The following is a 13,221-nucleotide window of genomic DNA, read 5'->3' as shown; positions in this document are numbered from 1 at the left end:
TAACGTTTAAATAGGTGGTTGTAATGCACGGAGTGAATCAATGAAACAAGCCATTTTAAATTGGTTATTTCCCTCTTATTGCGTGCAATGCCAAAGCCCGATTACAGCTAATTTAGGGCTGTGTGATTATTGCCTTGAAGATTTACCGTTATTTGATTTTAGTAAGCATACTAATTTACTGCACCGACCCGATATTGTTGAAATGTTTCCCAATTGTGAGTTTGATATGTTATTTGCATGCGCATTTTATCAACCTCCATTTGAGCACTGGCTTAAACAACTTAAATTTAATAACCAAATTCATTATAAAAAGGCATTGCAGCAAGTCATTAAAAAACAGCTTGTACAACTGTTTGCTCAGAGCCAAAACTTACCTGATGCTTTTGTTATTTTACCACTGCATAAAAATCGTTTTTTGGACCGTGGATTTAATCAAGTCAGCCAAGTATGGTATCCATGTTTAACTAATTACTTACCATTGAGTAACGTACTTATTCGCGACAAAAAAACACAGGCTCAGTCAAAACTATCAAAAAAAAAGCGTATTAAAAACTTAAAAAATGCCTTTATTTGTACAGAGGATATGCGCGGTAAAACCGTCGCTATTGTTGATGATGTAATGACAACAGGTGCAACACTTAATGCAGCTACATACGCCTTAAAGCAAGCCGGCGCTAAACACGTTTGGGCTTTTACAACGTGTTTAACACCTATTTAGTTTTAACGATTAAAAACGAGCTCTTATACCTAGGCTAACTGAACGACCAGGTAGAGGTGCTTCATCTTTTAAGTATGACGAATGCACTCGACCTTCTTGGTCCGTTAAGTTATCGCCTTTAATATAAATTGTCATATCGACATCACCTAAATCAAGGTAATAATTAGCTGAGGCAGATAGCATTGTATAGCCATCTGTTTGCGTTTCGTTCTCGGCTACTTTGTCTTGCTTAGCGTTACGAATAACTTCGACTTCGGTATGCCAATTTCCATACTCGTAGTGAACAGATGATCCAAATCTCATTGGTGGCATTCTTGGTACATTACCGCCTGAATCTAATTTAGCGCGGGTATAATCAGTAAATACCTCTAAGCGCCAGTCATCGTTTAAATGCCAATCAACTTGTGCTTCGTAGCCATATAAACGCGCGTTTTGCTGTGAAAACAAAACGACTGGCAAGCCGTCACTTTCTTCATCCGACCCTCCTGATATAGCAACTTGATCCTCAAAATCAGCTGATGTAATAAAAGCCCCATCGCTGATAACTAAATCGGTAAAATCTTCAAAAATATAGTTATCTACTTCATTATTAAATACGCTAACACTCGCATTCCATGTATCCGCGTTATAACGATAAGTAATATCTATATTGTTTGAGATCTCTTTTTCTACGCTTTCATCAGTTTGAACAACATTATATTGCCCATTGTCGTCGTCAAGCTCAAAACCACCGCCAATTTCATAAGTGCCCGACCCAATATGAGGGCCGTATGCGTATATCTCTGAAGCCGATGGTGCACGCTGTGAATACGCGTAATTAAAAGCTAAAGAGTTTCTATCATCAATACTCCAAACAACCCCAGCTGACCCTGATACCGCAGTGTAATCTTTGTTATCAAACGAAACACTATTTGAACCGCTTAATCCTGTGAAAAAGTCATTATTTACATCATGCGTTAATTGCTCAACACGTGCACCAAATTGCCATAAAAGTGGACCAACTTCTTTTTCTTCCATTAAAAATGCAGCAATACTGTCTGTCTTAGTAGGCGGGGTAAATGCTTCTTCACCAATCGCTTCAAAATCACTTTTATTATAATGTAAGCCAGCAACACCCTTCCAGCCATATACAGGTGCATGCTCAGCCCATAATCTCGATTCTATGCTTTCGTTTTTAAACGTAGTGCCAATTTCAACACCTTCAATTTCAGAATGCTCATAATCTGTATAGGCATTTTGCCAATGCACGGCTTTTATAAAACCATCCAAATTATTCCAGTCAACTACGCCTTGGTAGCGATCTTGGTTTAGCTTTATAAATACGCCTTCTTCGCCCGGTAAACCGTATTCAGAGTCCATATGACCATACGAAAAAGCAACTCGCGTATCATCTGTTATCCAACCCGCACCAAAGTTATAGCCACTGGCATCAATGTCTGAGTTTGCAAGAGTTGTACTACCGCCCTCTTCATCTATATTTGCGGGTAGCGGAATTTTATAATCGTCGGTTTTACGAGTATATCCATCAACATGGAAAGCAAAGTCACCTGAGCCTGCATTTAAATCTGTTGAAACAGTTTTAGCATCTGCAACATTATCGTACTGTGCAAATACTTCACCACTTACGCCTTCTTGCCTTTGTGAGGGTAAGCGGTTATCAACCACATTTACCACTCCACCAATAGCGCCGCTTCCGTAGAGAAGTGTAGCTGGGCCTCTTAATACCTCAATTTGAGTGGCGGTAGAGGTCTCGGTTGAAACTTGATGATCAGGCCCTACACGCGAAGCATCAGAAGCACCTAAACCGTTTTGGACAACTTTGACTCGTGGCCCGTCTAAGCCACGGATTATTGGGCTACTCGCAACCGGTCCAAAATAAGAGCTATGTACGCCGGGTACATTTTTCAAAGTATCGCCTAACGTTGCAGCTTGATTTTGATCTAACTCTTCGCCACTTAAAATTGTTACAGGGGTGCTTGACTCAAGCACCGTACGCTTTATTGGCGACGCTGTAATTAAGACTCTTTCTATATCGGTTTCATCTTTTTGAAGGTTTTTGTCGGCTGCATACGCGGTGCTGCTCATTGCCGTTAATAAGGCTAGCACTAAAGGTGAATAGTTATTTTTCATGTTGTTATCTCTAAAAATACACAATAAAACTCACTCACTATTGTTAAATAACGAGCGTTTAAAATACGTTTAACTGATTAATTAAAAATAACGAACGGTGGATCTCTATTACCTGTAATAGCAACAAACACGCTGTGAAAGTGCTGGCTATTTAATTTTATTGAAGAAAAAGAATGAAAGTCTGACTCAAACAGAGTCACTTTAGCAGGTATTGAATGCTCTAAATCAATAGAGCTTAAACAGAGTTCACATTCTTGATCTGTCTTTAATACGTGAGAAGTATCGTGCCAAGCAGAAAAAACACTGAATAGCACAACAAGCACTAATGCATATTTTATTAGTGTTGTTTGATTTCGAAGTGAATGTAATGTAAATCTCGGCATAATAGATATACTATAACGTTACAGGTGTTTATGTCGATAAATTAATTTACTTTTTATCTATCATGTACATTAAACCTGTTAATCGATTCTAAAATTATCAACTCAACAGGTTTAACCTTTTATCCTTTAAAGCTATTCCACGGGCCCGTTATTGCTAATGTTTTAGTTGGTGAATATACGTTTACAAATAGTGTATTACCATCAGGAGAGAAACACGCGCCTGCAAGCTCTGTTTGTTCGGTTAAGCGAGCAAATGTATAAACATCTCCATTTGGCGTTACTCCACGCAAATGGTTATCAACAATATCGGTATACTGATCTTCACAAACAATAAGATGGCCATTCGGTGCGACTGTTAAATTATCACCAAAATTAAATAATGATTCATCTTCACTTTCTACAAACAACTCTATCTTACCTGGGGCAGAGCCTTCACTTTCTCTACCCTCAAACTCTGATGGCTGGTATTTCATAACTTGACCAAGCTGTTCTTTACCACCATTCGTGCAGCAAAAATAAAGCTCGTTTTCGCCCCAGTGTACACCTTCGCCACGAGCAAACAGTGCAGCCCCTTGTTTATAACCTCTAATTCTTAAATCATCTTTTGGGCTCTGTGGCTCATCTAAGTCAATCCATTCAACATCCATCGGTGTATGTTTAAGCATTGTTGATTCACTCCAATTGCGGGTATCAAATTGCGAGTGTTTTTTAATAACCATTGCTTGTAGCTTGCCACCTTTACTAAGCTTGCCAAATTCATTGGGAATAAATCGATAAAATAAGCTATCGCCTCTATCCTCAGTAAGATAAACAATGCCTGTGCGTGGATCTATTGCAGCTGCTTCATGGTTAAATCGTCCCATTGCAACAAGTGGTTCTGGTTTTACCAAACCTTTTGCAGTAGCGGGTATTTCGAATATATAGCCGTGAGATTTACCTAATCCATCAGCCTGATTAGCCACGGTTTCTTCACAGGTAAGCCAGCTTCCCCATGGTGTAATACCACCAGAGCAATTTCTTATTGTTCCGCAGAGCGATAGAAATTCTTGTTCTTTTTTATGCTCTTTAATGTTGTAAATTATGTGACTTGTACCACCTGGGAGCGCTACGCCATCATCAAATATATCGTAAGCTAAAGGCGTTTTATGCAACTTAATGCTCGTTGCTGCGTGCTTAATATTTTTAGGTGAAAGTTCATGGTTACGAACTAACGCTACAGTGTCGCCGTCAAGTGCAATACAGCCCATGCCGTCGGCTTTATCCGGTACATTTAAACCATCATCCATAGTATCGCCCAATTGGGAAATAACCTTGTAGCTAAAACCAGCAGGTAAATCGAGTAGTTTTTTTGTATCAGGAATTAAACCACCGTATGCATATACGCTATCTGCTAAGTTAGCTAAAGTAACTTTACCAAATGCGCTTTTAGAAAGGCCGATAAATGCGAGCGTACCTGCACTTAAAAGAAACTGTCTTCTGGAAACCATAATTAAACCTATAGCGATAATGCTTTTAAAAGAGGGTAGATAGTAAATTAAAATGACGAACTAAAATGCGCCTGCATTGTAAATTCATGCAAATGTCATATTAAAGTACAAAATAATTTTACCCACCATTCACTCTAAAGGTATGACCAAAAAATAAAGCGTTACTAAGTAAACGGCTTGTACCATACCAGTAACCTCTAAATACAGGATCGTCGGTCATACCAATCACAGTGCCTCGCCCGTATGAGTGCGCAATTAAGCCAGCACCACCAGCAACTTGCTCAACATTAACGGCATCAGTAAAACCTGCCAATAAAGGTTTTTTAGTGTAGGTAAGTACATTTACGAACGGCGCATCGGAAGCTTCAAGTAACCATGTGCTGTTTTTAAATACCGGTAATGTATTACGATTAAGTGAAAAGCTAAGTGGGTGAGTCAAATCTACGTTGGTATTAAAAATGGCACCTGCAATGCGCTGACGTCCAGCTAAATGATCTTTGTCGCCATAACTTAAACCTGTCGTATTAAATGCGCTCGCTACATCTTGTCGTGATAGATAACTTGCTTTAAGAATTTGCTGATCAACTAAAAATTTAGCGCCGCCTTTGTGACCCCAAATAACACCACCTTTTCTTACCCAGCTTTTAATTGCCACTTTGTCGGCATCAGATAAGCTATTGTAATTGCCATGAGCAAGTACAATATGGCTGTAATCACTTAGCTCAAGTGAGCTAAAGCGGTTCATTTCAACAATTGTTGGCGCTGCGCCAACAAAGCGATCTAGGTAATACCACACTTCGCCTACTTCGTACTGGCTCGCGCCCTGCCCACCAATAAGCAGTACCTTTGGCGCACTAACAACGGCCATTGATCGTGAACCTAAATCAGCGCCTTTACTTGTTAAACCTGATGTAATTGGTTTAATTGCAATACCAAATTCACTTTGTGCTTTACTAAGCTGGGCAACCCAATCGATATTTGTTTGTAGGCCTGCTGGAATAATAATACTACCTGGTTCGAAGTTTACCTCCCCCGATGTTGATTTAGCAGTTAATGAGCTCAATGCAACGCGCGCTTTAATACCTTGTTTAAGTAAAGTATTGAGCATTTTAGGGGCTAAATAATCGTCCCATGCAAAACCAAAGGCATAACCATTTTTTAAATCGGAAAAAGATGTTTTTACCGCTTTATTCCAAGCAGTATCTGCAACATCTAAGCCCCAATTGCTTTTAACTTTTGCAAACGGTAAATTAAAAGCATGCGCTAGAGTCCAACCCGAAACATCATAGAATGTATTATCAGCAAAGTTTTTTTGCTCACTAAAAATAGCTTTTACTAAACGGTATTGCGGTTGCGCTAATGGCACAAAATAACTATGAGTACTAAAACTTTTTCCATTTGCTTTTAATGGTTTAGTAAGTGGGTAAGCGTTAATTTGATGCTGTTTTAGTAATTCTAAAAAGTGCTTAATACGGGTGTTGTCGCTCGCGCCTTCAACAACATAACCTTCAAAGCTCTCGTCACTGGCTAAATCAGCTGCCTGATTATAAAACTTCGCTTGGTAATCTAGTAACGCCTGGCGATTATCAATGGCTGCTTTAAAGGTTGATAAGCTCGTTAATAGCTGATTTTTAATAGTAAATGCAAAGCTTAAAGGTCCGTTTATAGTTTCTTGAATATGCCCACGAGAACTCGCTTGCTCGAATAAAATGCCTACACCACCATTTACATCCGGGTAGGTCGAGCCTTTTCCGTAGTAAAAATCGTCAAAACTTTCTTCTGTAAAATAAAGTGCGTTGTTTTCATCTAACGTTTTTGCATGATAGTTGGCAATCGCTTTCGTTAAAGTTACATTTTCATCTGGTGTTATTGGGTGTTTACGACTTGGGATACCTGGCTGAAAAAAGTAACTGCTATTTGGCCCCATTTCATGAAAGTCAGTTAAAATATTTGGTTTCCACTGATGAAATTTGGCAATTCGCGCGCGCGATTCAGGATGCTGTAGTAATAACCAGTCACGATTTAAATCAAACCAATAATGGTTAGTACGGCTACTTGGCCAATTTTCAACATGTTCACGGGTCTTAGGATCAGACGATAAGTTCATACCTCGGTTACTGTTGGCCCAATTAGCAAAACGAGCAAGCCCATCAGGATTAAGTGAAGGGTCGAGTAAAATAACCGTATTATTTAATAGCTCATCTATTTCAGCACCTTGAGCAGCTGCTAAATAATAGGCTACCAATAATGAAGCGTTGCTGCCCGATGATTCATTGCCGTGTACACTATAACCCATCCAGACAACAGCAGGTTGGTCTTTAGTTTTGTCACTGTTGTTACTTAAACGCGCCAAATGAGCTTGGCGAGTTTGCTCTATGTTTGGCAACTTGTTGGCGGCAGTAATTGTTAGCATCACAAGCGGGCGTTGCTCATGTGTACGGCCAATAATTTCAAAGTTTATGCGGTCACTTTTTTTCGCAAGTACTTCCATATAGCGCACTAACTGGTCGTGTCTTACATGCCACTCCCCCACTTGATAACCTAGCACTGCTTCAGGGGTGGGAATGGTAGGGTCAAATTGAACATCTTGCTCAAAATAATAAGATAGTGGCTTTGCCATACTTGAAAAACTCAGTAGTACCACCATTATTGTTAACATGAACCGCATATAAATCACTCTAAAAATGTTTGTTAATTGCACGCTACCATTGCTTAAAATAGATGCCAACTTTTTACGCTCAACACTAGCCGCAACACGATGAGCGGAGTATGATATGCAGTATCCGAGTAATTTAGTCAGGTATAAAGCCGTTTTTATGATTTCTATTTCCGAAACAGCGCAAGCGCATTTTGCTAAACTATTAGCAGATCAATCACAACAAACCAATATTCGTGTTTTTGTTGTAAACCCTGGTTCATCACAAGCGGAATGTGGTGTGTCTTATTGTCCAGAAGACGCTGTTGAAGCCAGCGATATTCGTCTAAATTTCAATGGTTTTGATGCTGTTGTAGATGCAGAAAGTGCGCCATTTTTAGAAGAAGCCGAGATCGATTTTGTTACTGACAAAATGGGCACTCAATTAACGCTAAAAGCGCCGAATGCTAAAGCTCGTAAAATTGGTGATGATGCATCATTAAATGAACGCGTGCAGCACATGCTTGAAACTGAAGTAAACCCGCAACTAGCAAACCATGGCGGCCAAGTAAGTCTAGTAGAAATAACAGCTGCAGGCATTGCTATACTTCAGTTTGGTGGTGGTTGTAATGGTTGCTCTATGATCGATGTAACGCTAAAAGAAGGCATCGAGAAAGAAATGATCGCTAAATTTGAAGAAATCACCGGTGTTGCTGATATCACAGAGCACGAAGCGGGCGATCACTCTTACTATTAATTATTATAAATGCTAAAGCCACTTATCTATCGTTTAGGGAGTAACCCTAAACTTAGCTTAAAGCGCTTTTTTCGCGGCTTAGCACTATTTGTGCTAGCCGTGGTATTCATCTCCCTTGGGTATTACACTCACTACAGTTTGCAAATAATTGGCGTTGCAATTTTAGTCCCTGCACTGTTTTTTGCAGCTTGGGGTTATTGCGGGATTTTTGCTAACCGCTTTTCACAAGTCATTAAAGGCATTGGCCCAAAAAATCACGATCCCGATTTATGGAAATAAATAATCATCGCACTTAATCTAATAGTTTGTTATTTTCTTTAAGCCTTTGGTATTTAATAATCAAAGTCACGCCCCGCATTAACATAAAACAGCTCATAGCTAACCATAGTCCGTTATTTTGTAATTCGTTAAATATCCAAAACACCCCAAAAAATCCAACTGTAGCCGAAAAAAGCATACTATTACGCATATCTTTTGCACGTGTTAAACCCACAAAAACACCATCAAATAAAAAACAACTCATAGCAAGTAATGGAAGTGCAATAATCCAAGGCAAATAAAGCGTCGCCTCATTAATAACCTCTGGCACATTGGTTAAAAGCATAATAATCTGAGCACCAAAAACGGCAAAAAACAGGCTATACAACAATCCAAACATCATTCCCCAAAATACACTGATTTTTACCCATAACTCTATATTACTTACACTTTTTTGGCCTTTTGCTTGCCCTACTTTTGCCTCACTAGCATATGCAATACCATCTAAAGCAAAACTAACTAACATCAAAAAGTTAAGTAGCACGGCGTTAGCAGCGAGTGTCGTTTCGCCAATACGTGCACCATAAAATGTCATAAAGCTAAAACATAATTGCAGTATTAAAGAGCGAATAAAAATATCGCGATTCAAACTCAATAATTCAGCCATCTTGCTAATACTCAACCAATTCGGTACATTGAGCTCAATATCTTGTTTTTTAGCTAGTTTAACCACTAAAAAAAGTGCAAAAATTAGTGCGGTATAGTCAGCAATAAATGACGCCCATGCAGCACCAGCAACCGCCCAATCAAGGTAAACAACAAAGTAAATATCGAGTACTATATTGACTATGTTTGTTACTAATAATAAATAAAATGGCCCTCGCCCGTAATGTACACCAAGCATCCAACCCAGTAACACTAAATTACACAATGCTGCTGGAGCACTAAAAATGCGGATACTAAAATACTGATATGCTTGTGCGAGTACATCGCTATTAGCAGCAGATAAAAATGCAATAGCATGTTTTATCAAAGGGGATAAAGCGATAAGTAGTACAGCAACAAGACTTGCAAGTAATAAGCTACGTTTAAGTAAGGCGGCTAATTGAGTTAAATCATTTTCTCCGTAAGCCTGAGCGACCATGCCAGTCGTACTCATTCTTAAAAATCCCGCTAGCCAAAATAAAATAGAAATAACAGCAGAACCAAGCGCAATACCCGCTAAATAGTGAGCGCTCCCTAAGTGCCCAATGACAGCAGTATCAACAATTCCTAACAGTGGTACTGTGATATTTGATAGTATCATCGGACCGGCTAACAACAACAAGCTTTTATGGTGTGCTTTATTATGTATAAGAAATTGTTTCATTTAGTATTATTTTCTCTCATTAGTGTATCTCTACGCGTTCAAGCTGCTGTTATTTTACAATACCATCATGTTAGTGAAAGCCTTCCTGCCGTAACGAGTGTTAGCGCGAATACATTCACTAAACATTTAAGCTATTTGAAAGAGCATAACTTTAACGTTATTCCTCTTAATGAACTAATAAATGCACTTCAGCAAGGTAAAACATTACCTGAGAAAACCATCGCTATCACTTTTGATGACGGTTACAACAACAATTACGACGAAGCAGCGCCAATTTTAGAGAAATTTAATTATCCATATACTATTTTTGTAAATCCAAAATTAATTGATGAAGGCCAAAGTTATGTAATGGGCTGGGATAAACTCAAAGAGCTTAGCAAAAAGGGCGCGCTTATAAGCAACCACAGTGCTCAACATGATTATTTGCATATTAAACTTGATAACGAAACGGATGCCCAGTGGAAAATACGTATCAAACAAGATATTTTGTATTCACAACAACGTATAAAAGAAGAGGTTGGCCAAGACTACAAATATTTAGCCTACCCGTATGGTGAATTTAATAACGAATTACAAGCTCTTGTGACTGATCTTGGCTTTATAGGTATTGGTCAACACTCTGGGGCAGTGAATAAAAACTCAAACTTCAGTCGCTTGCCGCGTTTCCCAGCTTCTGGGTTTTACAGTAAACTAGATACGTTAATCACAAAACTAAATTCTCATGCTTTTAATATTACAAAGTTAACGTATCAAGATAGCGTGACAACACAAAACCCACCAACACTAACCATAGAGTTTGAAATGGGAGATTTTCATAAAACACAGTTTGCCTGCTATGTCTCAAATGTTGGCCAAGCAAGCTTAAATTGGATAAGTAAAAATACGGTTGAAGTCACTTCTCCAAAAGAGCTAAATAATGGCCGTTCTCGCTTTAATTGCACTGCGCCTTCGATTAAAAACCCGAGTGACTATTATTGGTTCTCACAGCCGTGGGTTATTGAAAATAATTAAACTTTAATAGCCTGATTCAATAGCCGCTCAGTTACCTTATCCAACGCAACAACTTCGTTTGCTGCGTTTAACTCCACAGCAGCTTTTGGCATTCCCCAAACCACAGACGAAAATTCGTCCTGAGCTAGTGTGTACGCGCCACCTTCCCTTAAAGCGAGCAATCCTTTTGCGCCATCACTCCCCATTCCGGTTAACAACGCTGCCACAACATTCTTAGCGTTAATTTCTACCAATGAATTAAACAATACATCCACTGCTGGTTTATGCCGATTTACAGGCTCATTATCATCAAGTTCACAATATAAGTGTCCCCCATATTTTTTAATGGTTAAATGCAAACCACCAGGAGCAATATAAGCGCAACCTGCGACTAGCTTATCACCTTGCTCTGCTTCTTTAACACTAATGATACATGTACGATCCATCCTTAAAGCGAACGAAGTACTAAATACAGGGGGAATATGTTGAGTAATAACAATCGGCGGGCAATTAATAGGCATTTTTATTAATACTTCTTTTATCGCTTCAGTGCCCCCAGTTGATGCGCCTATAGCAATAACTTTATTTAATAAAAACTGAGCATTGATAGGTAAAGGATCACTCGATGGTAACGCTTTTTTATAACTTCTAACTCTTGCACCAGCGGCTACTCGTACCTTTTGCTGAACTAAATACGCATATTGGCTCATTTTATCTTTTATATTAGCCGTTGGTTTAGCTATAAAATCAATCGCACCGAGCTCTAGTGCCTCTAATGTAATTGGTGAACCTTTTTGTGTTAATGTAGAAATCATCACTACAGGCATTGGCCTTAGGCGCATTAGATTTTTTAAAAAACTAATACCGTCCATTTTTGGCATCTCTACATCCAATGTAAGTACATCAGGGTTAAGTTGTTTAATCATTTCTCGTGCTTTATATGGATCCTCAGCACTACCTACCACTGTAATATCTTCAGCTTGCTGTAAAACGTCAGTGAGTAATCGCCTAATTAAAGGAGAGTCATCTATTATGAGTACTTTAATCATAAACACACCTAAAACAGTTCAATATCCGTAACTACATCTTGTTTTTTAAGGCTTTGTAAATAACGAACTTCACGCTTCTCAATGGTATTGTTATGTAAGTTTTTCAACTTTTTCATATGAACTTTACCAGTGTGGGGATGAAAAAATATTTTCCTTGGCCAAGGGCCTCCCATATCATGCGCCACTAAATTAAGGGCTTCCTCTTGAACATAAGCGGTAGCAAAACTAATATTACCCAAACCGATATCAGTCATCGCGCTAATAATTTTCCCCCCACCAAACAGCTTAATTTTTAAGTTTCGACGTGAAGCTCCATTTTTTAGCACTTCGTTTATTAAATATTCCATAGCCCAGTTACCGTAACGACAACTTAAGCTATGTGCATTATTAAGCTCCACTCCTTTTTGAATTGGCAGCATAAAATGGTTCATCCCGCCAATTCCTAGTACTTCGTCATAAACGCAAGCCGCAATACACGAACCGAGTACTGTTGAAATAAGTTCATTGTTTTTCGACACATAAAACTCACCAGGGAGCACTTTGGCAACAACACTCTGCCGACCTGAATCCCAATACCGCTTAATATGCTCAAAGCTAGGTAATACTGTTCTAAATTCCGCGTGCATTACTGCCCTTTTGATACATCGTTTTACCTAAGTTTTTATATTGAGAATGCTCTTTACCCATACTCTCTGAGTGACCTAAGAACAAATGCCCTTGCTCACTCAATATATTAGCGTAGCGTTCAAAAAGCTGATCTTTCGTTTCTTTATCAAAGTAAATAACTACATTACGACATAAAATAAGATCAAAAGGGCCTTTCATTGGCCACTCTTGTAATAAGTTTAAACGTTTAAACGCTATACACTCCTGCAATTTTGGCTTTACTTTATATGCCTCACCATCCTTACTTTTTAAAAACCAACGCTTGAGCTGCTGCTCACTGAGTCCATTAACATTTGCAGCGGTATACATGCCACTTTGCGCTTTTGCTAACACGTTTGAATCTAAATCTGTGGCTAAGATTTTCACATCCCAATCACTCGGAAATGCAGCATTTAATGTCATTGCTAAACTGTAAGGCTCCTCTCCAGTTGAGCAACCAGCAGACCAAAATCTCACGCGTTTGCTGTGCTTATTTGTTTTTAAAAGGACAGGGATAAGTTCAGATTTAATAAATTCAAAATGATGAATTTCACGAAAAAAAGATGTTAAGTTCGTTGTTATAGCATTAATGAAGGCATCGAACTCTTGATCTTTATTCTTTTTCAAAAAAGCTAAATATGATTTAAAATCAACAAGGTTTCGTTCTCTAATACGTCTTGCTAAACGCGAATAAACCATTTCTTGTTTATGTTCACCTAATACAATTCCGCATGCGTTATAAACAAGATCGGCAATCTCTTTGAAATCTCGGTCGGTAAATAAAAACTCTTTCATTATTC

Annotated in this window: 12 protein-coding genes; 4 read left to right on the top strand and 8 right to left on the bottom strand. The window is 38.7% G+C overall.

What is annotated here, in order from left to right; translation table 11 throughout:
• Positions 1-40: 40 nt before the first annotated feature.
• Complete coding sequence (locus tag NRL14_RS11450) at positions 41-718, top strand: ComF family protein (RefSeq protein WP_306724704.1); 678 nt, start codon at positions 41-43, stop codon at positions 716-718.
• 9 nt (positions 719-727) lie between these two features.
• Here NRL14_RS11450 and NRL14_RS11445 read toward each other — a convergent pair whose 3' ends face one another.
• From NRL14_RS11445 to NRL14_RS11430, 4 genes are all read right to left on the bottom strand, one after another.
• On the bottom strand, positions 728-2,848 hold the full coding sequence (locus tag NRL14_RS11445; RefSeq protein WP_306724703.1) for a TonB-dependent receptor: 2,121 nt from the start codon (positions 2,846-2,848) through the stop codon (positions 728-730).
• 77 nt (positions 2,849-2,925) lie between these two features.
• Positions 2,926-3,231 carry a hypothetical protein gene (locus NRL14_RS11440; RefSeq protein WP_008138725.1) on the bottom strand — a complete coding sequence of 102 codons (306 nt, stop codon included), beginning with the start codon at positions 3,229-3,231 and terminating at the stop codon, positions 2,926-2,928.
• A 119-nt stretch (positions 3,232-3,350) separates the two neighbouring features.
• The gene (locus NRL14_RS11435) at positions 3,351-4,718 is read right to left on the bottom strand and encodes an alkaline phosphatase PhoX (RefSeq protein WP_008138724.1); all 1,368 of its coding nucleotides are present in this window, start codon (positions 4,716-4,718) and stop codon (positions 3,351-3,353) included.
• A gap of 118 nt (positions 4,719-4,836) precedes the next feature.
• The gene (locus NRL14_RS11430) at positions 4,837-7,386 is read right to left on the bottom strand and encodes a M14 metallopeptidase family protein (protein WP_306724702.1); all 2,550 of its coding nucleotides are present in this window, start codon (positions 7,384-7,386) and stop codon (positions 4,837-4,839) included.
• Between the two features lie 148 nt (positions 7,387-7,534).
• Between NRL14_RS11430 and nfuA the strand changes: the two genes are divergently transcribed.
• Positions 7,535-8,110: a Fe-S biogenesis protein NfuA gene (gene nfuA / locus NRL14_RS11425; protein WP_002959571.1), complete on the top strand. Its 576-nt coding sequence runs from the start codon at positions 7,535-7,537 to the stop codon at positions 8,108-8,110.
• A 9-nt stretch (positions 8,111-8,119) separates the two neighbouring features.
• Positions 8,120-8,389 carry a hypothetical protein gene (locus tag NRL14_RS11420; protein WP_007376414.1) on the top strand — a complete coding sequence of 90 codons (270 nt, stop codon included), beginning with the start codon at positions 8,120-8,122 and terminating at the stop codon, positions 8,387-8,389.
• A gap of 13 nt (positions 8,390-8,402) precedes the next feature.
• Here the strand turns inward: NRL14_RS11420 and dinF are convergent, their stop codons facing one another.
• Positions 8,403-9,737: an MATE family efflux transporter DinF gene (gene dinF / locus NRL14_RS11415; protein WP_306724701.1), complete on the bottom strand. Its 1,335-nt coding sequence runs from the start codon at positions 9,735-9,737 to the stop codon at positions 8,403-8,405.
• Here dinF and NRL14_RS11410 point away from each other — a divergent pair.
• Complete coding sequence (locus NRL14_RS11410; protein ID WP_033030243.1) at positions 9,717-10,748, top strand: polysaccharide deacetylase family protein; 1,032 nt, start codon at positions 9,717-9,719, stop codon at positions 10,746-10,748. The two genes, dinF and NRL14_RS11410, sit on opposite strands and share 21 nt — an antisense overlap.
• Here the strand turns inward: NRL14_RS11410 and NRL14_RS11405 are convergent.
• The 3 genes from NRL14_RS11405 to NRL14_RS11395 are packed head-to-tail and all read right to left on the bottom strand — an operon-like array spanning position 10,745 to position 13,216.
• The gene (locus NRL14_RS11405; RefSeq protein ID WP_007376411.1) at positions 10,745-11,776 is read right to left on the bottom strand and encodes a chemotaxis response regulator protein-glutamate methylesterase; all 1,032 of its coding nucleotides are present in this window, start codon (positions 11,774-11,776) and stop codon (positions 10,745-10,747) included. The genes NRL14_RS11410 and NRL14_RS11405 overlap by 4 nt on opposite strands.
• Before the next feature lie 8 nt (positions 11,777-11,784).
• Positions 11,785-12,402: a chemoreceptor glutamine deamidase CheD gene (gene cheD / locus NRL14_RS11400; protein WP_007376410.1), complete on the bottom strand. Its 618-nt coding sequence runs from the start codon at positions 12,400-12,402 to the stop codon at positions 11,785-11,787.
• Positions 12,386-13,216, bottom strand: coding sequence for a protein-glutamate O-methyltransferase CheR (locus tag NRL14_RS11395; protein WP_306724700.1), 831 nt, complete (start codon positions 13,214-13,216; stop codon positions 12,386-12,388). Before NRL14_RS11395 ends, cheD begins: the two co-directional genes overlap by 17 nt.
• Between the last annotated feature and the right edge of the window lie 5 nt (positions 13,217-13,221).

Origin of the sequence: Pseudoalteromonas sp. 20-92 (genome assembly GCF_030847595.1) — a bacterium.
Taxonomy (GTDB): domain Bacteria; phylum Pseudomonadota; class Gammaproteobacteria; order Enterobacterales; family Alteromonadaceae; genus Pseudoalteromonas; species Pseudoalteromonas fuliginea.
Note: the sequence above shows the minus strand (reverse complement) of the source record. Positions and strands in the feature narration are given on the sequence as shown.